This window comes from Pantoea sp. Sc1, assembly GCF_000255315.1.
Classification (GTDB): Bacteria; Pseudomonadota; Gammaproteobacteria; order Enterobacterales; family Enterobacteriaceae; genus Pantoea; species Pantoea anthophila.
Genome location: NZ_AJFP01000001.1, coordinates 2691466 through 2713162, shown reverse-complemented (window position 1 = coordinate 2713162; position 21697 = coordinate 2691466). Strand labels below are relative to the sequence as shown.

General features: G+C 55.6%; 16 protein-coding genes. 7 read left to right on the top strand and 9 right to left on the bottom strand.

Annotated features, from left to right (window positions below):
• Window positions 1–128: 128 nt before the first annotated feature.
• The 3 genes from ompF to pncB all read right to left on the bottom strand — a co-directional run bounded on the left by ompF (window position 129) and on the right by pncB (window position 4303).
• Window positions 129–1238 (bottom strand): porin OmpF, encoded by a 1110-nt coding sequence (gene ompF, locus S7A_RS12590; protein ID WP_009091081.1) that lies wholly within the window; start codon window positions 1236–1238, stop codon window positions 129–131.
• 300 nt (window positions 1239–1538) lie between these two features.
• Window positions 1539–2939 (bottom strand): asparagine--tRNA ligase, encoded by a 1401-nt coding sequence (asnS, locus tag S7A_RS12585; protein ID WP_009091079.1) that lies wholly within the window; start codon window positions 2937–2939, stop codon window positions 1539–1541.
• Between the two features lie 158 nt (window positions 2940–3097).
• A complete protein-coding gene (gene pncB, locus S7A_RS12580) occupies window positions 3098–4303 on the bottom strand; it encodes a nicotinate phosphoribosyltransferase (protein ID WP_009091077.1) in 1206 nt (401 codons plus the stop codon).
• Between the two features lie 243 nt (window positions 4304–4546).
• Between pncB and pepN the strand changes: the two genes are divergently transcribed.
• Entirely contained in the window at window positions 4547–7162 is a 2616-nt protein-coding gene (pepN, locus tag S7A_RS12575) for an aminopeptidase N (protein WP_009091075.1), read from the top strand.
• Window positions 7163–7203: 41 nt separating this feature from the next.
• On the opposite strand, the gene ssuB is transcribed toward pepN, so the two are convergent.
• The 5 genes from ssuB to ssuE are packed head-to-tail and all read right to left on the bottom strand — an operon-like array spanning window position 7204 to window position 11464.
• Complete coding sequence (gene ssuB, locus S7A_RS12570) at window positions 7204–7992, bottom strand: aliphatic sulfonates ABC transporter ATP-binding protein (protein ID WP_009091072.1); 789 nt, start codon at window positions 7990–7992, stop codon at window positions 7204–7206.
• The gene (gene ssuC, locus S7A_RS12565) at window positions 7989–8780 is read right to left on the bottom strand and encodes an aliphatic sulfonate ABC transporter permease SsuC (protein ID WP_009091071.1); all 792 of its coding nucleotides are present in this window, start codon (window positions 8778–8780) and stop codon (window positions 7989–7991) included. The genes ssuB and ssuC overlap by 4 nt, the downstream gene beginning before the upstream one ends.
• Before the next feature lie 10 nt (window positions 8781–8790).
• Complete coding sequence (gene ssuD, locus S7A_RS12560) at window positions 8791–9939, bottom strand: FMNH2-dependent alkanesulfonate monooxygenase (protein WP_009091069.1); 1149 nt, start codon at window positions 9937–9939, stop codon at window positions 8791–8793.
• Between the two features lie 9 nt (window positions 9940–9948).
• Window positions 9949–10902 (bottom strand): sulfonate ABC transporter substrate-binding protein, encoded by a 954-nt coding sequence (locus S7A_RS12555; RefSeq protein ID WP_009091067.1) that lies wholly within the window; start codon window positions 10900–10902, stop codon window positions 9949–9951.
• 10 nt (window positions 10903–10912) lie between these two features.
• On the bottom strand, window positions 10913–11464 hold the full coding sequence (gene ssuE, locus S7A_RS12550) for an NADPH-dependent FMN reductase (RefSeq protein WP_009091065.1): 552 nt from the start codon (window positions 11462–11464) through the stop codon (window positions 10913–10915).
• A gap of 738 nt (window positions 11465–12202) precedes the next feature.
• Between ssuE and S7A_RS12545 the strand changes: the two genes are divergently transcribed.
• From S7A_RS12545 to S7A_RS12530, 4 genes are all read left to right on the top strand, one after another.
• Window positions 12203–13183, top strand: coding sequence for a glycosyltransferase family 2 protein (locus tag S7A_RS12545; RefSeq protein ID WP_009091064.1), 981 nt, complete (start codon window positions 12203–12205; stop codon window positions 13181–13183).
• A gap of 102 nt (window positions 13184–13285) precedes the next feature.
• Entirely contained in the window at window positions 13286–14587 is a 1302-nt protein-coding gene (locus tag S7A_RS12540; protein WP_009091062.1) for a flippase, read from the top strand.
• A gap of 134 nt (window positions 14588–14721) precedes the next feature.
• Complete coding sequence (pyrD, locus tag S7A_RS12535; protein ID WP_009091061.1) at window positions 14722–15732, top strand: quinone-dependent dihydroorotate dehydrogenase; 1011 nt, start codon at window positions 14722–14724, stop codon at window positions 15730–15732.
• A 153-nt stretch (window positions 15733–15885) separates the two neighbouring features.
• Window positions 15886–16428, top strand: coding sequence for a cell division protein ZapC (locus tag S7A_RS12530; RefSeq protein WP_009091060.1), 543 nt, complete (start codon window positions 15886–15888; stop codon window positions 16426–16428).
• On the opposite strand, the gene S7A_RS12525 is transcribed toward S7A_RS12530, so the two are convergent.
• Window positions 16429–17538, bottom strand: coding sequence for a YcbX family protein (locus S7A_RS12525; protein ID WP_009091058.1), 1110 nt, complete (start codon window positions 17536–17538; stop codon window positions 16429–16431).
• A gap of 111 nt (window positions 17539–17649) precedes the next feature.
• Here S7A_RS12525 and rlmKL point away from each other — a divergent pair, with 111 nt between their 5' ends.
• Both rlmKL and S7A_RS12515 read left to right on the top strand, forming a co-directional pair.
• The gene (gene rlmKL, locus S7A_RS12520; protein ID WP_009091055.1) at window positions 17650–19764 is read left to right on the top strand and encodes a bifunctional 23S rRNA (guanine(2069)-N(7))-methyltransferase RlmK/23S rRNA (guanine(2445)-N(2))-methyltransferase RlmL; all 2115 of its coding nucleotides are present in this window, start codon (window positions 17650–17652) and stop codon (window positions 19762–19764) included.
• 6 nt (window positions 19765–19770) lie between these two features.
• On the top strand, window positions 19771–21687 hold the full coding sequence (locus S7A_RS12515; RefSeq protein WP_009091054.1) for an ABC transporter ATP-binding protein: 1917 nt from the start codon (window positions 19771–19773) through the stop codon (window positions 21685–21687).
• Window positions 21688–21697: the final 10 nt, after the last annotated feature.

Sequence of the window (21697 nt, the reverse complement as noted above, 5' to 3'; positions counted from 1 at the left end):
GGATTGCGCGACGGGGAGATAAAGACGTTAACGCAGAGCGGAAAGGGGTTAAGCAGCGCAGAGGTTGTGATTAACAGCCATAAAAAAACGGGGCCGCAGCCCCGTTTTTCAACATGTTGAAAGCAGGATTAGAACTGGTAAACCAGGCCTACACCCACCACGTCGTCTGTATTGATACCGAGTGGGTTGTTGTCATCCAGCTGGTTGATTTTGTAATCAACATAGGTAGACATGTTTTTGTTGAAGTAGTAAGTCGCGCCAACATCGATGTATTTAACCAGGTCAGCATCGCCCACGCCTTCGATGTCCTTGCCTTTAGACTGAACGTAGGCGAGGGATGGACGCAGACCGAAGTCGAACTGATACTGTGCTACCAGCTCAATGTTCTGAGCTTTATTTGCGAACGCTGTAAAGTCACCTGAGTTGATAGGTGTAGAGTTGCGGGTCTCACCATACATTGCAGCTAAGTAAACATTGTTAGCATCATATTTCAGAGCAGTTGCCCAGTTTTCAGCACGCTTACCTTCGCCAATACCAGTAGCTACGTTGGTATCAGTGTCAGTATTACGAACAGTGCCCGCTGCCTGTGCATTGGTACGGTCGCTGCTGCTATAAGCTGCTGCGAAGCCTACACCGATAGGTGAAACGTAGGTTGTTGACACACCATAGCCATCACCATTAGCACGACGAATGTCAGCACGATCATTTTTACCCTGATACTGAGCAGCAAAGTCCCAGCCATCTACCAGGCCAAAGAAGTTGGTATTGCGGTAGGTCAGCAAACCGGTGCTACGACCGTTCATGAAGTTATCTGAGTATCCGGAGTCGCCACCGAACTCTGGCAGCATATCGGTCCAGCCGATTGCATCGTAAACCACACCGTAGTTACGGCCGTAGTCGATTGAGCCCGCGTCACCGAATTTCAGACCGGCAAAGCCCAGACGGGTCTTGTTGCCGTCCTGTGCGTCTGAACCTTCAGAGTTGTTCGCCTGAATGTTGTATTCCCACTGGCCGTAACCGGTCAGCTGGTCATTAATCTGAGTTTCACCCTTAAAGCCAAAGCGAACATAAGAATTGTCGCCGTTGTTGCTATCGTCATCAGAGAAGTAATGCAGACCAACAGCTTTACCGTACAGGTCCAGTTTGTTGCCGTCTTTGTTATAGATTTCGGCAGCATTGGCTGCGCCGGCGGCTAACAGAGCAGGGATAACCACTGCCAGAATATTGCGCTTCATCATTATTCATTACCCTCATTGGAGTTATTTGTACACCTGCCACTGCCGTAAGGAAATCTTTACAGAACCCTCAACGAAGTTTGGTGTCTTCCTGTGTCTGCACGCATCTTTCCATCCCCCCCGCCGTAATTCTAGCGCGAAAATGCTACTAAACTCGTAATCTGGTTTCTAAAGGAAAATATGTATTACAAAATGTAAAAAAGACGGAACTTTGTGAGAGAACTCAAAATTTACAAAAATAAAAAAAGGCCGGCAGTGCCGACCTCTTTATATATATGATTTTCTTATATTTAATGCCGAATGTCAGAAACTCGCATTGCGTGGGGTGCGCGGGAAGGGGATAACGTCCCTGACATTTTGTACGCCGGTAACATAGGCGATTAAACGTTCAAAGCCCAGACCAAAGCCAGAATGCGGAACGGTGCCATAGCGACGCAGGTCACGATACCACCAGTAATCCTCTTTATTCAGCCCCATCTCTTCCAGACGCGCATCCAGCACATCCAGACGCTCTTCACGCTGTGAACCGCCGATGATCTCACCAATGCCCGGCGCCAGAACGTCCATCGCCGCCACGGTTTTACCATCTTCATTCAGGCGCATGTAGAACGCCTTAATATCTTTCGGGTAGTTTTTTACGACCACTGGCGCTTTGAAGTGTTTCTCTGCCAGATAACGCTCGTGTTCAGAGGAGAGGTCGATACCCCAGGAAACCGGATTCTCGAAGGTCTGACCGCAGTTCTTCAGAATCTCAATTGCGTCGGTGTAGTCGACCTGAGCAAAATCGGTAGTGATGAAACGCTGCAGGCGTTCAACAGCCTCTTTATCGACACGCTCAGCAAAGAAGGCCATGTCGTCAGCGCGCTCTTCCAGCACCGCGTTAAACACATATTTCAGCATGGCTTCGGCCAGTGCTGCGGCATCATCCAGCGAAGCAAACGCAATTTCCGGCTCCAGCATCCAGAATTCCGCCAGGTGACGGCTGGTGTTAGAGTTTTCGGCGCGGAAGGTCGGACCAAAGGTGTAAATCTTCGACAGGGCGCTGGCATAGGTTTCACCGTTCAGCTGACCTGATACGGTCAGGAATGCCTCTTTGCCAAAGAAATCTTCAGCGAAATCGACTTTGCCCTGATCGTCACGCGGCAGGTTTTCCAGATCCAGCGTCGAAACGCGGAACATCTCGCCTGCGCCTTCGGTGTCTGACGCGGTGATCAGCGGGGTGGAGACCCAGAAATAGCCATTTTCATGGAAGAAACGGTGCAGCGCCTGCGCCAGAGTATGGCGGACGCGGGCAACCGCGCCAATCAGGTTGGTGCGCGGACGCAGGTGAGCCACTTCACGCAGATACTCAATGCTGTGGCGCTTAGCCGCCATCGGGTAGCTGTCCGGATCTTCCACCCAGCCGACCACTTCCAGATGGGTCGCCTGGATCTCAAACGCCTGGCCCTGACCCGGCGAAGCCACCACTTTACCGGTGACGATAACCGAACAGCCCGTGGTCAGACGCAGCACTTCATCCTGATAATTATTCAGAGAATTATTGACGACAGCCTGAACGGGATTAAAGCAGGAGCCGTCATACACGGCGATGAAGGAAAGACCGGCTTTGGAATCTCTTCGGGTACGCACCCAACCACGTACGGTGACTTCACTGTCAACCGCGACGCGACCGTGCAGTACGTCCGCTACAGGCACTACGCTCATAAATATCTCTCTATATAGAAGAAGTGAGTAAAAAAAGTTGCCCCATCCGGGGTTTTGCTATGTTACTTGCGAGTCTTCAGGAAACAAGCAAAATTCAGGCTGAAAACAGATTTATTACAGCAGAGGCGGGGCGTATTGACGCCCCGATAAGAGGGGATTTAACTCGCTTTTTTTACCAGCGGCAGGTCAAAGGCTTTACGCAGCGCTCTGACAAAGGCTTTGTCCTGACAGATCGTTTTACCCGGACTGTCGGAAAGTTTTGCCACCGGTTTACCGTTGCACTGCACCAGTTTAATGACGATATTCAGTGGCGTGACGCCCGGGATATCGCAGGTCAGGCGGGTCCCGATACCGAAAACCACATTCGTTCGCTGACCAAAATGGCGGTAAAGCGCCAGCGCTTTGTCGAGATTCAGATTGTCAGAAAAGACCAGATTTTTGCTTAAGGGATCGATACCCAGCTTCTGATAGTGGGCGAGTGCTTTCTCACCCCACTCAACCGGATCGCCGGAATCGTGGCGCAGACCCTGATAACGGCGGGCGAACACCGGGCCAAAGTCGCGCAGGAACGCATCCATGGCGATACAGTCGGTCAGCGCAATACCCAGCTGGTCGTCATACTCATCCAGCCACGCCTGCAGTGCTGCCCGCTGGCTGTTCGCCAGAACGGGACTGATCTGCTGGAACGCCTGAAACCACTCGTGCGCCTGGGTGCCCACTGGCGTGAGTGACAGGCGGCGCGCCAGGTCATAGTTACTGGTACCAATCAGCCAGGGGAAATCCTGTTTCAGCGTTGCGACAATCGACTGCTGTACATCCTGTGAATAGCGACGGCGGGTGCCGAAATCCATCAGGCGGAAGCGTGACATGTCGAGGTCGGCCACCTGCGCGTTAAAGTCGCTGAGCTTATGATGCAGGTGATCAATCGCCTGCTGAGTGGTGACCTGCGGTGTGCGATGACGATGCACAATCTCGCTAATCAGCGCCAGCAGCGGCACCTCCCACAGTATCACTTCACGCCACGGCCCCTGAATACGAAGGTCCAGCTTGCCGTGGTGATTGCGCACCTCAACCTGCTCCGGTTTGTAGCGGAACTGGCGAAGCCAGCTCAGGTAATCTTCGCGAAAGAAGGGAAGATGAGACAACCAGGTCGCTTCATCTTCAGTCAGCGCCAGATTTTGCATTGCGGTTATCGCGTCACGAATTTCGTCAGCGTAGAGACCCAGCAGTTCGTCGCCGCGGCAGCGAAACTCCGCCGTCACCGTTACGTCATGGTAGCGGTGGAAAACGGCCTGCTGCATATGGAGCTTATAGGCGTCCGTATCCAGCAGCGAGGTCAGTATCGGGGAAGCATGTCCTGTCATGGCGCGTTTCAGCATCCTGTTCGGTGGCGCAGAGCCCGGTGTTGTACACAGTCATAAAGACGCAAAAGTATAATTCACTATCTGACGCCGATCACAGCATATTTCAGTCCGGCGGGTCGAGGCCAATCTGTGCCTTTGTTAACAAACTGTAGACATTTCACCCTTTAGCTGCATTGTGCGTGGCAAGCTTGTTGTAACAAGCTTAGACTTTGCCGGTAAACTTATAACAACGCGAGACGGAATATGACGCAACAGCCCCAAATCAAGTATCGCCACGACTACCGTGCGCCTGATTACACCATCACCGACATCGATTTAACCTTTGAACTGGATGCGTCGACCACCCGCGTAACGGCCATCAGCCAGGTCAAACGGCTGGGCGACAGCCAGGCTGAGCTGCGCCTGGACGGAGAGGCGTTAACGCTGATTGCGCTGGAAATCGACGGGCAGCCCTGGACGGCGTTCCGTGAAGAAGAGGGGGCGCTGGTCATCAGTCAGCTGCCGGAAAGCTTCACCCTGAAAATCATCAACGATATTCATCCGGATCAGAACACCGCGCTGGAAGGACTGTACAAATCGGGTGAGGCGCTCTGCACCCAGTGCGAAGCTGAAGGCTTCCGTCATATTACCTGGTATCTCGATCGCCCGGATGTGCTGGCGCGTTTTACTACCACCATTTATGCCGACGGCAATCGCTATCCCTATCTGCTCTCGAACGGTAACCGGATCGACGGCGGCCAGGACGATCAGGGGCGCAACTGGGTGAAGTGGCAGGACCCGTTCCCGAAACCCTGCTATCTGTTTGCGCTGGTGGCGGGCGACTTCGACGTGCTGCGCGACAGCTTTACCACCCGCTCAGGCCGGGATGTGGCGCTGGAGATTTTCGTCGACCGCGGCAATCTCGACCGCGCTGACTGGGCGATGACCTCGCTGAAAAACAGCATGAAGTGGGATGAGGAGCGTTTCGGTCTGGAGTATGACCTCGACATCTTTATGATCGTGGCAGTAGACTTCTTTAATATGGGGGCGATGGAAAACAAAGGCCTCAACGTCTTTAACGCCAAATATGTGCTGGCCAAAGCTGAAACCGCGACCGACAAAGATTATCTTGGTATTGAAGCCGTAATCGGTCATGAATATTTCCATAACTGGACCGGTAACCGTGTGACCTGCCGCGACTGGTTCCAGCTCAGCCTGAAAGAGGGGCTGACGGTCTTCCGCGATCAGGAGTTCAGCTCCGATCTGGGCTCGCGCGCGGTGAACCGCATCGATAATGTGCGCATCGTTCGTGGTGCACAGTTCGCCGAAGATGCCAGCCCGATGGCGCACCCGATCCGCCCGGATCAGGTGATCGAAATGAACAACTTCTACACTCTGACCGTGTATGAAAAGGGATCGGAAGTGATCCGCATGATGCACACGCTGCTGGGTGAGGAGAATTTCCAGAAAGGCATGCAGCTCTATTTTGAGCGCCACGACGGCAGCGCGGCAACCTGCGATGATTTTGTTCAGGCGATGGAAGATGCTTCAAACGTCGACCTGTCGCAGTTCCGCCGCTGGTACAGCCAGTCGGGTACACCGGTCCTGACGGTCCGTGACGACTATAATCCGGAGCTGGAACAGTACACTCTGCATGTTACCCAGCACACGCCAGCCACCGCCGACCAGAAAGAGAAGCTGCCGCTGCACATTCCGCTGGATATCGAACTCTATGATGGCGAAGGCAAGGTGATCCCGCTGCAGCATAATGGGCAGCCGGTGCATCATGTGCTGAATGTTACCGAGGAGTTCCACACCTTTATTTTCGACAACGTCTACTTCCAGCCGGTGCCGTCGCTGCTGCGTGAATTCTCTGCGCCGGTGAAGCTCGACTATAAGTGGAGTGACGCGCAGCTTACCTTCCTGATGCGCCATGCCCGCAACGACTTCTCCCGCTGGGATGCGGCTCAGAGCCTGCTGGCTACCTATATCCGCCTCAATGTCGCCCGCTATCAGCAGGGTCAGCATCTGTCGCTGCCACTGCACGTCGCCGACGCATTCCGCGCAGTGCTGCTTGATACCGACTGCGACCCGGCACTGACCGCGCTGATCATGACGCTGCCGTCAGAAAATGAGATTGCCGAGCTGTTTGACGTTATCGATCCGCAGGCCATCTCACTGGTGCGGGATGCGCTGCAGCGTACGCTGGCGCGCGAACTGGCCGATGAATTCTTTGCGATTTACAACGCCAATCAGCAGCCCGAGTACCGGGTGGGGCATGAGGCGATTGGTCAGCGCAGCCTGAAAAATATCTGCCTGACCTATCTCGCCTTCAGCGATGCGCAGCTGGCGGACAAACTGGTGCAGGCGCAGTATCAGCAGGCGACCAACATGACTGATGCGCTGGCCGCTCTTTCTGCCGCTGTGGCGGCGCAGCTGCCGTGCCGCGATGCGCTGCTGGCGGCGTATGATGAGCGCTGGCATCAGGATGGTCTGGTCATGGACAAATGGTTTGTGCTGCAGGCGACCAGTCCGGCTGCCAACGTGATGCGCAACGTGCGTCAGCTTCTGACGCATCGCTCCTTCACGATGAGTAACCCGAACCGCGTTCGCTCGCTGGTGGGTGCCTTTGCCTCCGCGAACCCTGCTGCTTTCCATGCAAAAGATGGCAGCGGCTATAAGTTCCTGGTCGAGATGCTGACTGACCTCAACACCCGTAATCCGCAGGTGGCGGCACGGATGGTGGAGCCGCTGATTCGCCTGAAACGCTATGACGAAACGCGTCAGGCGATGATGCGCGAGGCGCTGGAAGAACTGCTGACGCTGGATAAACTCTCTGGCGATCTCTACGAGAAAATCACCCGGGCGCTGAACGCCTGATAATAAAAAGGCGGAGCGTCTGAGACGGCCTCCGCCTTTTTTTAGCGCTGCTGCGCCAGCCGCACCGGTGGAGTGCGCTCTGTACGCTGCATCACCCGATCCAGCACCTCCGCTTCCAGCTCGGCGAGTCGTGCCGATCCCCGGCGCCGCGGCCTGGGCAAATCGACCTGAAGATCCAGCCCGATCTCTCCCTCCTCAATCAACAGCACCCGATCCGCCATCACAACCGCCTCACTGACATCGTGTGTGACCAGCAGCACGGTAAAGTGATGCTGCTGCCACAGCGACTCAATCAGTCCCTGCATTTCGATGCGGGTCAGGGCATCCAGCGCCCCCAGTGGCTCATCCAGCAGCAACAGGCCGGGACGATGGATCAGCGCCCGGGCCAGCGCAACCCGCTGTTTCTGGCCTCCCGACAGCGCGGCAGGCCACTCATCAGCCCGATCGGCAAGTCCGACTGCCGCCAGCGCATCCCGCGCCGCGCCGCGCCATTCGCGTCCGCGCAGTCCCAGGCCGACGTTATCGATCACTTTTTTCCACGGCAGCAGTCGCGCATCCTGGAACATCAGACGGGTATCGTCGCGCGCCGACTGCAACGGCGCATTGCCCGCCAGCAGCTCACCGCTGGAGCAGTGCTCTAGTCCGGCCAGCAGGCGCAGCAGGGTACTTTTGCCACAGCCGCTGCGGCCCACGACCGCCACAAACTGACCGGAAGGGATATGCAGGTCAATTTTATTAAGAATAGTGCGGTTGCCATACTGTTTGCTGACGCCGTTGACGCCAACCGGGGTGCCGGTGTTGAGGCGTGCCGGTGAGAGAATCGGACTCATGCGTTCTCCTCCTTAAATTGATAAGCGGGATGCCAGCGCAGCCAGACACGCTCCAGCAGCAGCGCGGCGACATCCGCCAGTTTACCGAGCAGGGCGTAGAGAATAATGGCGACCACCACCACATCCGTCTGCAGGAATTCCCGCGCATTCATCGCCAGATAGCCGATGCCGGCGTTGGCGGAAATGGTCTCCGCGACGATCAGCGTCAGCCACATCAGGCCGAGGGCGAAACGCACGCCGACCATGATATTCGGCAGCGCGCCGGGCAGGATCACCTGGATAAACAGACTCCAGCCGGAGAGACCGTAGCTGCGGGCCATCTCAACCAGCCCGCGGTCAATATTACGGATGCCGTGATAGGTGTTGAGGTAGATAGGGAAGAGTGTGCCCAGCGCCACCAGGAAAATCTTGGCCGACTCATCAATACCGAACCAGAGGATCACCAGCGGGATCAGGGCCAGATGCGGCACGTTGCGCAGCATCTGAACCGAAGTATCGAGCAGACGCTCACCGGTTTTTGAGGTGCCGGTAATCAGTCCAAGTATCAGACCGATGGAGCCGCCGATAGCGAAACCGACCAGCGCCCGCCAGCTGCTGATCGCCAGGTGCTGCCACAGTTCGCCGCTGACCGTCAGCCGCCAGAAGGTGGTCACGATTTTCTCCGGCGCCGGCAGAATGCGGGTTGATAACCAGCCGGTTTGCGAGGCAATCTGCCATACCACGATCAGCAGGAGAGGCAGCAGCCACGGCACCAGCGTATCGGCAAGACGTTTTCGGGTTCTGGCCATTCTGCTCTCCTCAGCCCCGGGCGACTTTTTTCTCAGGGGTAAAATCGTTGGCTACCGCTTCACCGTGCGCCTGAACGACGCGAGGCTGCGGGACCAGCGGCACCTGCAGGTCGAGATGCGGGAACAGGAGTTCCCCGACGCGATAAGCCTCTTCCAGATGCGGGTAGCCTGACAGAATAAAGGTCTCGATACCCAGCGCTTCATACTCTTTGATCCGGGCGGCAACGGTCGGGCCATCACCCACCAGTGCGGTTCCGGCACCGCTGCGCACCAGACCGACACCTGCCCAGAGGTTCGGGCTGATTTCGAGCTTGTCGCGGCGACCCCCGTGGAGCGCGGCCATGCGACGCTGTCCGACAGAATCGGCGCGCTGGAATGCCGCCTGCGCTTTGGCGATGGTGGCGTCATCCACATTGGCAATCAGCCGGTCAGCCGCCTGCCAGGCCTCTTCATTAGTTTCACGCACAATCACATGCAGACGGATACCGAATCGCACCGTCCGGCCCTGAGCAGCCGCTTTCGCGCGCACCTGCTCAATTTTCTCTTTGACCTGCGCAGGCGGCTCGCCCCAGGTGAGGTAGACATCAACCTGCTCCGCGGCCAGCTCCTGCGCCGGTTCCGAGGAGCCGCCAAACCAGAGCGGCGGACGAGGCTGCTGGACCGGTTTAAACATCAGCCGCGCCCCGCGAACGTGCACATGCCTGCCTTCATAGTCGACGGTTTCCCCCTCAAGGACCCGACGCCAGACGCGGGTAAACTCGGCGGACTCCGCGTAACGCTCGCGGTGATCGAGGAACACCCCGTCGCCCGCCAGCTCTTCCGGATCGCCGCCGGTCACCAGGTTGAACAGCGCCCGCCCGTTAGAGAGGCGATCCAGGGTGGCGGCCTGACGGGCGGCCTGCGTCGGTGAAATCACACCCGGCCGCAGCGCCACCAGAAACCGCAGACGCTGAGTGACCTGAATCAGCGAGGCGGCCACCAGCCAGGCATCTTCACAGGAGCGGCCGGTCGGGATAAGGACGCCGCCAAAGCCAAGACGGTCAGCGGCCTGCGCCACCTGCTGCAGATAGGCGTGATCAACCGGTCGCGCCCCTTCGGCCGTGCCAAGATAGTGTCCGTCGCCATGGGTTGGCAGGAACCAGAAAACAGATACGCTCATTGTTGCTCCTTATTGCGTGACGGTGTGGGGATGCCAGAGACGATCCTGAATCGTCACTTTGACTGGCAACAGATGATTGGCATAAAAGAGATCGGCGGTGCGCTGCTGCGCGGCGGCCGTTTCGGCACTGACCGGTGAAATGCGGGTCGGCGGCCGGTGATCCAGATAGCTGGCGATAACCGGTTCGGGCAGGCCCATCGCCTGAGCCAGCAGGGTGGTACTCTGCTGCCGCTGGCTGATGGTGAGCGCATCGGCCGCACTGAACGTGTCGAGCACCTGCTGAATAAAGGCGCCATGGGCTTCGGCATAGCTGCGGGTCGCTAAATAGAACGAGCCGGTCAGGTTGAGCGAGCTGCCATCGATCAGCAGGCGCGAGTTACCCTGCTGGAGCACGGAGGAGTAGTAGGGGTCCCAGATAGCCCAGGCATCAACGTTGCCCTGCTGGAAAGCGGCGCGGGCATCGGCGGGCGTCAGATAGACCGGCGTAATATCGTTAAAGGAGAGTCCCGCCTGCTGCAGCGCGCGCAGCAGCAGATTGTGCGAGCTGGAGCCTTTCTGGAAGGCGACTTTTTTCCCTTTCAGATCCGCCACCTGTTTCAGGGGGCTGTTTTTCGGCACCAGAATCACTTCTGATTTCGGTTTCGGCGGTTCAGAACCTACATAGAGCAGATCAGCGCCCGCGGCCTGCGCAAACAGCGGCGGAAGGTCGCCGGTGCTGCCGAGATCGATGCTGTTCACATTCAGCGCTTCCAGCATCTGAGGGCCCGCCGGGAACTCGACCCACTTAATATGCGTATGGGGAAAACGCTTCTCCAGTAACTGATGCGACTTTGCCAGCACCATGCTGACTGAGCCTTTCTGATAACCGATACGAATTTCAGCCGGGTCGGATTCGGCGGCCTGAACCTGAAGGCCCGCCAGCAGAAGTCCCGCAACCAGCCACTTTCCTAATCTCTGCTTCATTGCTCTTTCCTTAAACCGCTTGCGCAACGGGGTGGTGGTGACGGGTCAGCGCCAGCCAGAAGGCGGAAACCGCTTCATCCAGACGCTCTGCCAGAGAGGCCTGCAATTCAGGCTGCCGGTCATAATGAACCACCTGATGATCCTCGGCATAAACGCCGTGCAGAATCTCCTGCGCCTTCAGGGCATTGAGAACCGGCTTCAGGGCGTAGTCGAGCGCCAGCATATGACCGGCACTGCCGCCGCTGGCCAGTGGCAGCACCACTTTATGTTCCAGCGCGCGTTCCGGCAGCAGGTCAAGCAGGGTCTTCAGCGCCCCCGAAAATGAGGCTTTATAGATCGGGGTCGCCACAATCAGCCCATCCGCTGAGGCCAGGTCCTCGCGTAATGCCAGCAGGGCAGGCGCATCAAAGCGCGCATTGATCAGATCGTCAGGCTGAAAGTTGTGAATATTCCAGGGAATGACTTCAACGCCACGCGCCTCCAGCTTGTGCTGACACAACGTCAGCAGGGAAGTTGAGCGGGAGGGGAACCGTGGGCTGCCTGCCAGCGTAATAACTCGCATCATCACTCCTTATAACTAAAAGTTATTGATTATCAAATGTTGAGAACTTATGCCTTCATACTGTCAGAGCAGGGCAGTGGGCTTAAATGATTTATCCGGCAAAGTAAGCGTAAAAACTGCAAATAGAAGCGGCAGAAACCGGGGCGCATCCGGGGACATTCCGAATATTCTTAATTTCAGGGCAAACAGAGAAACGATTCATTAAGGAGGGTGATACAAGATTGCGAAAACAGGCGGAATGCCCGAAAAAAATCGCTCTCGTCTGATTGCCTGAACATTCTGATTGTGGCCAACAACTTCATTAAGCGCAGCGGCCGGGTCAGAAGCAGCACGGAAACTGACTGGTGGTGAGCTTCCTTCGTCTGTTATTAGGATTTATGCCATAAGGCAGAGTGTAATAAAAATGAAGCAATGGTGACGTTTTTCACGGATTCAGACGTTCGCTTACAGATTCCTGAATCTGGTTACGTCTGCTTTATCACCTATTTTTAAATCAATCCTCAACGGTTTTAACATTGCAGCAGGATATTGATGCACGTCTTTTAACAGTGATAGTCCTGTGAAACGTTAAGATATTTTTTACGACTGGTCTTTTTTTACGAAGCCGGTTTAAGATAATCGGGCTGAATCAAAGAAACAGAATATCAGCCTCTCACTCTTTTCATCGCTTCGCCTCTGGTCAGGACCTGCATCAGGCAGGTGAATCGTTTTGTTATTTTTAACAGCTGAGAATTACCTATGTCTGACATCCTGTTATCCGTAATTATTCCAACCTACAACGTTGAGAAATATATTGTCGAGTGCGTTGATTCCTTATTGCGCCAGGTTAAATCTCCCAATGAAATTCTCATTGTGAATGATGGCTCCACCGACGGAACGCTGGCCTTACTTGAACAGAATTATGCGCATCTTTCTCAGGTGAAAATAATTACTACGGAAAACGGCGGCGCCGGTCGTGCTCGCGATGTGGGCATTGAGCAGGCCAGAGGCCAGTTCCTCTTTTTCTGCGACCCGGATGATGTCGTGGTTGATGGGCTGGTGGCGGAACTTGCGACGGTCGCGGAACAGCACCCGGAAACCGACCTGTTCTGTTTCAACTCCTGCGTTTTTCGGGATGGGCAGATTGATGTCACCTCACCTAAAGTCAGACACGAAATTTTTGGCCAGCAGAAATCGCAGGAGGTCTTTTTGCATCTGCTGCGAAACGGCAGATATACCTCGGCGGCCTGGAGTTATATCGTCAGTAAGCGAATTGTCGAGCAGCATAAATTACGCTTTGTTGGACGCGTTCATGAAGATCACAACTTCACGCTCTCCGTGTTTGTAAAAAGTCAGCAGGCCTGGGTCAGCCGTCAGGTTTATTATAAACAGCGTATCCGTAATGGCTCGCTGACCAACAGTACCAAAAGTAATGAGTTTTTCTACCAGCGTTATAACGCTTTTATGCACGCCTACAGTACGTTAAACAGCTCGATCACGAAATCCGCCTGGCGCAGTTCGCTGGAGAAAGCCTATTTAGTTCATTCGTTTCGCCTGATGATCTACCTGTCACTCTATAATGGCACCCCCGTGCCGGAATATGTCCTGAATGCCATCCGCTTCCTGGGCCGTAATATCAAAACAGAAAACGTCAAGGAGTGGCTACTGTTCAATCGCCCTGAACTCTTTATTGCGTTACAGCATTACAAAGTTAAAAAAGAGCTCAGTCGTGCCGCCTGATCCTGCAAAAGCAGCCGGATTCTGAAAAATTTGAAGCGATATTGTTTATGCCTTAGCGAAATGAGAAGGTGAGACATGCAATGTGTATAAGGTTGTTGCGTCATGGCAAAAGTACTCGATAAAAGTCTGATTATTAATATTTTTTCACTGCTGGCGTATCGCGGCGCGTCGTTTCTGTTTCCGCTGGCTACGCTGCCCTATCTGGCCCGTGTTCTGGGGGTAGAACAGATGGGTACGCTGGCGCTGGCGATCGCCTGCGTGCTCTATTGCAGTACCATCTCCGACTGGGGATTCAATGTCTTTACCACCAAAGATATTGCGCACCATCGTGACGACAAGGAACGTGTCAGTCAGCTCTTCTGGTCCACCTTTAACGCCAAGCTGATGCTGCTGCTGCTGACCAGTGGCACGCTGCTCACCGCCACCTGGTTTAATCCTGCCTGGCACTCACTGTTCTTTATTGTGCTGGCGAACTGCACGACGCTGGTTGGTTCGCTGTTTTCCTTTGGCTGGCTCATGCAGGGCTTTGAGAAGCTGGGCAAAACCGCAGTTATTGCCACCTTCGGAAACTTCTGCGCCATTCCGCTGACCTTTTTGCTGGTGAAATCTCCGCAGGACACCTGGCTGGCTGCGTTGATCCCTGGCGTCGTCTCCATGATCAGTGCGGCGATAACGCTGAAGTTTGTGCTGGAGATGAAAGTCATTGGCCATTACCGCTTTGAACCGCGTGAAATTAAACAGCGCATCACTGACAGCATGGATGTCTTTATTGCCATTGCCGGGGCCAACCTGTTTAACAGCGTCAACGTGGTGATCCTGGCGACCTTTACCTCTACCTATATGGTGGGGATCTATAACGGTGCCGATCGCCTGCGTAAAGCGGCAAACTCCGTGCCGGAGCAGATCGGGAGCGCCTTCTTTCCGCGCGTCAGCCACCTGTTTGGCCGGGATAAACGCGCCGCGATTGCCGCAACACGCAAAAGTCTGCTGCTCTCATTCTCTCTGAGTCTGTCGATTGTCATCTTTACCTGGTTTTTTGCTGACCTGGTCGTCTCAATTTTACTGGGTAAAGACTTTATTCCGTCGGCGGATGTGCTGCGCGTCTTCGTGCTCTGCTTCCTGTTTGGCAACATCGCCTATCCGGCCGGATTACAGATCCTGATCCCACACGGCCTGGCGCGCCAGCGTATGTGGGTCATGATGGCGGCGGGGGTGATTAACGTACCGCTCTGCTGTTTCCTGGCCTGGAAGTTTGGCGCAATCGGCGCGGCATGGTCGATGGTGGGTGCGGAAGCGTTTGTCTGTCTTGGCATTTTTGGCATCATGCATCGTCACGGTATCCTGCGGGAATATCTCTTTCCCTCTCAGGTGGAAAATCGCCCCGTAAACGATTCCGCTGCGTAAGATCAAAGCAAGGTGACTTAACTTCCCGCCTTTCCGCCCTTCGATTTACTTTTGCGCCAGAGCACTTTACCATTCTGGCGCACAATTTCCCGTGCACCGACTTTCACGATTGCTTCCGTCCTTCAGGAGAGTGCATGTTTTATCCTATCGTCCGACCGGCGCTGTTTAAACTCGACCCCGAACGCGCGCACGAACTTACCTTTCAGCAACTGCGCTTTATGAATGGCACCCCGCTGGAACGGTTTTATCGCCAGAATCTGCCGTCGCGTCCGGTCACCTGTATGGGACTGACCTTTAAAAATGCCCTTGGTCTGGCCGCGGGCCTGGATAAAAACGCGGAGTGCATTGATGCCTTTGCGGCGATGGGCTTCGGGTTTGTTGAAGTGGGCACCGTCACGCCGCGCGCTCAGGCAGGCAATGATAAGCCGCGCATGTTCCGACTGGTTGAAGCGGGCGGGATTATCAATCGCATGGGATTCAATAATCGGGGGGTCGATCACCTGGTCGAAAATGTGAAAAAAGCGCGTTTTAACGGCGTGCTGGGGATTAATATCGGCAAAAATAAAGATACGCCGGTTGAGCAGGGAAAAGAGGATTACCTGATCTGCATGGAAAAGGTGTATGCCCACGCCGGTTATATCGCCATCAATATTTCCTCACCTAACACTCCCGGTCTGCGCTCACTGCAATATGGTGAGGCTCTGGATGATCTGCTTTCTGCCATTAAACAGAAACAAAAAGCGCTGGAACAGCGTCATCTCAAATATGTTCCGCTGGCCGTAAAAATTGCCCCGGACCTCTCTGAAGAGGAGTTAATTCAGGTAGCGGACAGTTTAGTGCGTCACCAGATCGATGGCGTGATTGCGACGAATACCACGCTGGATCGCTCCCTGGTCACGGGGCTTAAGCATGCTGAGGAAGCCGGTGGCTTAAGCGGGCGGCCTGTCCAGTCGCGCAGCACGGCGGTCATTCAGCGGCTCTCACAGGAACTACAGGGACGCCTGCCGATTATCGGCGCAGGCGGTATTGATTCTCTGACCGCTGCGCGTGAAAAGATTGCGGCAGGGGCTACGCTGGTTCAGATCTATTCAGGCTTTATTTATCAGGGGCCAGGATTAATTAAAGATATCGTCACGCATCTCTAAGACAATTCTCACAATGCTTCGCCGGGGGGTTTATTTATCCCCTCGGCTCGTTTATATTTTGTCCTGTTGCACGATTTTTCAGCTTTTCCTTATATTCTATTTTCGCTGAATTCTGCGTGACGTATGGCGCAGCGGTAAAAGACAGGGCAGACGATGAACATTAAACCCGACGATAACTGGCGTTGGTATTTTGACAACAGCCACGACCGAATGATGCTCGACCTGGCAGACGGTATGCTTTTTCGCTCCCGCTATTCCCGCAAAATGCTGACGCCCGATGCGTTCTCAGAGTCGGGTTTCTGTGTTGATGATGCCGCCCTCTATTACACCTTTGAAGAGACCTGCCGTCAGTGCAAACTCAGTGGCAGCCATCGCGCTGAACTGGTGCTGAATGCCCTGGTCGCCGCGCGCTTCCTGAAACCGCTGATGCCGAAAAGCTGGCACTTCACCGCGTATGCCCCGGCTATGCAGCCGCGGCCCGGTGAGATGGTGCAGGTTACGCTGGCAGAAGAGGGAACGCAGGCGCGTCTGCTGGTGGTTGAAAGCGGCAGTAACGCGGCGCTCTGCCTGCTGGCTCAGCCAGCACTGACGCTGGCCGGCAAAAATATGGTGCTCGGCGATGCCATCAAGGTGATGAACGACCGCCTGCAGCCCTGGTATCAGGATGTCGCGCCGCGCTATGCCCGTGCGGTCTGACTATTTCAGTTCGACATCGCCTGCCGGAATACAGCTGCAGCTCAGCAGCGTTCCGTCCTGACGCACGGCGCCTTTCTTCAGTGCTTTGACTTCGCCCGACACCAGATTCAGCTTACAGCTGCCGCACAGTCCCGCACGACAGGAGTAGGGGATACGAAATCCCTGCATTTCCAGCTGATCCAGTAACACCTGCTGATTATCCCCGCGGAAGGTCTGTCCCTGAAAGGTGATAGTCACTGCATCAGGGGTCTGCGGCTGCGGTTTAAGCGTCTCAATGACCTCTCCGGCACCGTAGAGGCGCGGAGCATGGCGCTTCAGGATCACCATTTCGTCACCGGCACGTACCACACCCTGATTACGGGCCACCAGATTCAGGCCAAAATCGATATCCCCGCTGCCATCCTGGGCGCTGCGGAACGTCTGCAGAGTGGCGAGCGGATGACCGGCAGGATGTTTGCGTCCGGTTTCGGGGCTGACCGTGGTCAGCACGCAGCGACTGCAGGGTTTCGGCACTTCAAAGATGACTTCACCTATCCGGATCTCCGCCCAGCTGTCTTCATCCCATGCAGCCGCGCCGCTCACGATCAGATTGGGACGAAACTGTTCGGCACGTATGCTGGCCGGGCAGCGCTGTTGCAGGTCATGCAGCGAGGCGCTGTTCACCAGCAAAAACGGATAGCCATCGGCAAAACTCAGAGGAACATGGTCAAATGCTTTGACCCGGCGACGGGGTTCAGGTCCGACCCAGCGCAGCTGGACGTCACGGGGAAAGAACTGGCTCAGCCACTGATTCATGGCGGGCGGGGCGATGCGTGCGTTGAAGCGATTGCCCCAGACCTCGGTCGGGTGTTCCTGCTCCCCGAAATCGCTGAAGCAGATAAGCATGTGACTGCCGTCCGGCGCTTCCAGTAACAGCCCCTCAGGTAAAATAGCGGGTGTAAAGCGCACCATCTCCGGATGCTGCCGGGCGGTAATAAAGGTGCCGTCAGGTTCCGTCACCATAAACAGACGATCAAAAGCCAGCCCGCTGCCAGAAACCCGGGCGTGTGACAGCGCCAGCCCCCGCATCGACTTCACAGGATGAATAAATAAGCGGGAAAGCGTGATCATGGTGTTCTCCTTGAAACCCGACGCGCAAGACAAAAGAAGCTAACTTTATGACATAGGTCTGTGATTCGCTATAATGCGCGACAATTTTCTCAAGAGTTAAAAAGTGACGATATGAATTCTCTGTTTGCCAGCACGGCGCGTGGGCTCGAAGAGCTGTTAAAAAGTGAGCTGGACGCGCTGGGCGCGCAGGATTTGCAAGTGGTGCAGGGAGGCGTTCACTACGAAGCCGACGATCGCGTCATGTACCAAAGCCTGATGTGGAGCCGTTTAGCATCACGCATCCTGTTGCCGCTGGGAGAGTTTGGCGTCTACAGCGACCTCGATCTCTATCTGGGTGTGCAGGGCGTGGACTGGCCGTCCATGTTCGGCAGCGACAAAACCTTTGTCGTCCATTTCAGCGGCACCAATGACTCGATTCGCAACAGCCAGTTTGGTGCGCTGAAAGTCAAAGACGCCATTGTGGACAGCTTTACCCGTAAGAATCTGGAGCGTCCCAATGTCGATCGTGAGCAGGCGGATATCCGTATCAACGTCTGGCTGAATGACGATCGCGCCAGCATCGCGCTGGATCTGAGCGGCAGTTCATTGCATCAGCGTGGCTATCGCCAGCAGACCGGTCAGGCACCGTTAAAAGAGAATCTGGCGGCGGCGATTGTGCTGCGTTCTGGCTGGGAGCCATCCACCCCGTTGATCGATCCGATGTGCGGTTCAGGTACGCTGCTGATTGAAGCTGCGCTGATCGCCTGCGATCGTGCGCCTGGCCTGCTGCGCCGTCACTGGGGTTTTATGGCCTGGAGCCAGTTTAATGCTGCGCTGTGGCAGGACGTGAAAAACGAAGCGCATAATCGTGCCCGCACCGGCACGGAGAATACGCAGGCGCGCTTCTTTGGCTATGATACGAACGGCCGGGTGCTGGAGTGGGCGCAGGCGAATGCCCGCCGGGCGGGTGTGGAAGAGCTCTTTACCTTTGCACAGCAGGATCTGCTGAAGCTGACCAATCCGGTAGATGCGGCGGTTCACGGCACGGTGCTGAGCAACCCCCCTTACGGTGAACGCCTGGAGAGCGAACCGGCGCTGATCGCGCTGCACAGTCAGCTTGGACGCCTGATGAAACAGCATTTTGGCGGCTGGAAGCTTTCCCTGTTCAGCGCTTCACCTGAGCTGCTGAGCTGCCTGCAGCTGCGCGCCGACCGTCAGTTTAAAGCCAAAAACGGCCCGCTGGATTGCGTGCAGAAAAACTATCAGCTCGCGGTGAACAGCAGCGAAAGCGCCGGGCAGATTGCGGAAGATTACGCAAACCGTCTGCGTAAAAACGTGAAAAAGCTGGAGAAGTGGGCGCGTCAGGAAGGCATTGAATGCTACCGTATTTACGATGCCGATCTGCCAGACTACAACGTGGCTGTTGACCGCTACGCTGACTGGGTGATTATCCAGGAGTATGCGCCACCGAAAACCATCGATCCCAACAAAGCGCGTCAGCGCCTGTTCGATGTGATCAGTGCGACGCTCACCGTACTGGCGTTGCCTGCAGACCGTCTGATTATGAAAACCCGCGAACGTCAGAAGGGCAAAGCGCAGTATCAGAAGCTGAGTGAGAAGGGCGACTATTTCGAAGTTAAAGAGTTTAATGCGCGTTTCCTGGTGAACCTGACCGACTATCTCGATACCGGTCTGTTCCTCGACCACCGCATTGCCCGCAAAATGCTCGGTAATATGAGCAAGGGTAAAGATTTCCTGAACCTGTTTGCTTACACCGGCACCGCCAGTGTGCATGCCGGTCTGGGCGGGGCACGCTCGACCACCACGGTCGATATGTCACGCACCTATCTGGAGTGGGCGGAACGCAACCTGCGTCTCAACGGGCTGACCGGTCGTCAGCACCGTCTGATGCAGGCGGACTGCCTGAGCTGGCTGCATGAGAGTGATGAGAATTTTGACCTGATCTTTATCGATCCGCCAACTTTCTCCAACTCCAAGCGTATGGAAGAGAGCTTCGACGTTCAGCGCGATCATATGATGCTGATGCGTAACCTGAAGCGCCTGCTGCGTCGCGGCGGCACCATCATGTTCTCCAACAACAAACGCGGTTTTAAAATGGACATGGATGGCCTGAAATCTCTGGGCCTGCAGGCGCAGGATATTACCCAGAAAACGCAGTCGCAGGATTTCGCGCGCAACCGACACATTCACAACTGCTGGCTGATCACACACGCCGGTAAGGAATAAGATTACATGTCATTAATCAGTATCCACGGCGCCTATCTCTCCTTCAGCGATGCGCCGCTGCTAGACAACACCGAACTGCATATCGAAGAGAACGAGCGCGTCTGTCTGGTCGGCCGTAACGGTGCAGGTAAATCCACCCTGATGAAGATCATCAATGGTGAACAGCCCCTGGATGATGGTCGCATTATTTATGAAACCGACCTGGTCGTGGCACGTCTGCAACAGGACCCCCCACGCAATATTACCGGTTCGGTTTATGACTTCGTGGCTGAAGGCGTTGAAGAGCAGGCAGAGCATCTGAAAGCCTATCACGCCATTTCCCATCTGGTAATGGACGATCCAAGCGATAAAAACCTCAATGAGATGGCGCGTCTGCAGAGCATTCTCGACCATCAGAATCTGTGGCAGCTGGAAAGCCGCATCCATGATGTGCTGGAGCAGATTGGCCTGAAGCCCGATACCGAGCTTTCATCGCTTTCGGGTGGCTGGCTGCGTAAAGCGGCGCTGGGCCGTGCGCTGGTGAGCAATCCGCGCGTTCTGATGCTGGATGAACCGACGAACCACCTGGATATTGAAACCATCGACTGGCTGGAAACCTTCCTGAAGAATTTCAGCGGCAGCATCGTCTTTATCTCCCATGACCGTTCGTTTATCCGCAACATGGCGACGCGGATCGTCGACCTTGACCGCGGCAAACTGGTCTCCTGGCCGGGCAACTACGATCAGTATCTGGCGGGTAAAGAGGAAGCGCTGCGCGTCGAAGAGATGCAGAACGCGGAGTTTGACCGCAAGCTGGCGCAGGAAGAGGTGTGGATCCGTCAGGGCATCAAAGCCCGTCGTACCCGCAATGAAGGTCGCGTGCGTGCGCTGAAAGCCCTGCGTCGTGAGCGTTCTGAACGCCGTGAAGTGATGGGCAAAGCGAACATGCAGGTGGGCGAAGCCTCCCGCTCGGGCAAAATTGTCTTTGAACTGGAAAATGTCGATTACGCGGTCGATGGCAAAGTGCTGGTGAAGGACTTCTCTTCCCAGGTGCAGCGTGGCGATAAGATTGCTTTGATCGGGCCAAACGGCTGCGGTAAAACCACACTGCTGCGCCTGATGCTGCAACAGCTTAAGGCCGATCATGGCCGCGTGCATTCCGGCACCAAGCTGGAAGTGGCCTACTTTGACCAGCACCGTGCGGAGCTGGACCCGGATCGCACCGTGATGGACAACCTGGCCGAAGGCAAGCAGGAAGTCCTGGTCAACGGCAAACCGCGCCACGTTCTGGGTTATCTGCAGGACTTCCTGTTCCACCCGAAACGGGCCATGACCCCGGTGCGCGCGCTCTCCGGTGGGGAACGTAACCGCCTGCTGCTGGCGCGTCTGTTCCTGCGTCCCAGCAACCTGATGATTCTCGATGAACCGACTAACGACCTCGACGTCGAAACGCTGGAACTGCTGGAAGAGCTGATTGATGGTTATCAGGGCACAGTACTGCTGGTCAGCCACGATCGTCAGTTCGTCGATAATACCGTGACCGAGTGCTGGATTTTCGAAGGGAATGGCGAGATTGGCACCTTTGTTGGCGGCTACCACGATGCACAACAGCAGCGTGCAGCCTACCGGCAGCATAAGGCCTCAGCCCCAGCCAGAGCGGCAACCAGCACCGCGAAGCCCGCCGCAGAGAAGAGCGAGGCGAAGCGTAACGTGAATAAACTCAGCTATAATCTGGCGCGTGAGCTGGAACAATTGCCGCAAAAACTGGAGCAGCTTGAAGCGCGCATCGGTGAACTGCAGGCGAAGATGAGTCATCCGGACTTTTTCAGTCAGCCACACGATCAGACGCAACCGGTGCTGGATAATCTTGCTCAGACCGAGCAGGAGCTGGAAACCGCGTTTGCGCGCTGGGAAGAGCTTGAGTCACTGAAAAACGGCGCGTAGGGCAGGGCTA

Excerpts from the sequence above, each read along its gene's own strand:
- ompF (WP_009091081.1), bottom strand. The coding sequence starts at position 1,238 with ATGATGAAGCGCAATATTCTGGCAGTGGTTATCCCTGCTCTGTTAGCC.
- asnS (WP_009091079.1), bottom strand. The coding sequence starts at position 2,939 with ATGAGCGTAGTGCCTGTAGCGGACGTACTGCACGGTCGCGTCGCGGTT.
- pncB (WP_009091077.1), bottom strand. The coding sequence starts at position 4,303 with ATGACAGGACATGCTTCCCCGATACTGACCTCGCTGCTGGATACGGAC.
- pepN (WP_009091075.1), top strand. The coding sequence starts at position 4,547 with ATGACGCAACAGCCCCAAATCAAGTATCGCCACGACTACCGTGCGCCT.
- ssuB (WP_009091072.1), bottom strand. The coding sequence starts at position 7,992 with ATGAGTCCGATTCTCTCACCGGCACGCCTCAACACCGGCACCCCGGTT.
- ssuC (WP_009091071.1), bottom strand. The coding sequence starts at position 8,780 with ATGGCCAGAACCCGAAAACGTCTTGCCGATACGCTGGTGCCGTGGCTG.
- ssuD (WP_009091069.1), bottom strand. The coding sequence starts at position 9,939 with ATGAGCGTATCTGTTTTCTGGTTCCTGCCAACCCATGGCGACGGACAC.
- S7A_RS12555 (WP_009091067.1), bottom strand. The coding sequence starts at position 10,902 with ATGAAGCAGAGATTAGGAAAGTGGCTGGTTGCGGGACTTCTGCTGGCG.
- ssuE (WP_009091065.1), bottom strand. The coding sequence starts at position 11,464 with ATGCGAGTTATTACGCTGGCAGGCAGCCCACGGTTCCCCTCCCGCTCA.
- S7A_RS12545 (WP_009091064.1), top strand. The coding sequence starts at position 12,203 with ATGTCTGACATCCTGTTATCCGTAATTATTCCAACCTACAACGTTGAG.
- S7A_RS12540 (WP_009091062.1), top strand. The coding sequence starts at position 13,286 with ATGGCAAAAGTACTCGATAAAAGTCTGATTATTAATATTTTTTCACTG.
- pyrD (WP_009091061.1), top strand. The coding sequence starts at position 14,722 with ATGTTTTATCCTATCGTCCGACCGGCGCTGTTTAAACTCGACCCCGAA.
- S7A_RS12530 (WP_009091060.1), top strand. The coding sequence starts at position 15,886 with ATGAACATTAAACCCGACGATAACTGGCGTTGGTATTTTGACAACAGC.
- S7A_RS12525 (WP_009091058.1), bottom strand. The coding sequence starts at position 17,538 with ATGATCACGCTTTCCCGCTTATTTATTCATCCTGTGAAGTCGATGCGG.
- rlmKL (WP_009091055.1), top strand. The coding sequence starts at position 17,650 with ATGAATTCTCTGTTTGCCAGCACGGCGCGTGGGCTCGAAGAGCTGTTA.
- S7A_RS12515 (WP_009091054.1), top strand. The coding sequence starts at position 19,771 with ATGTCATTAATCAGTATCCACGGCGCCTATCTCTCCTTCAGCGATGCG.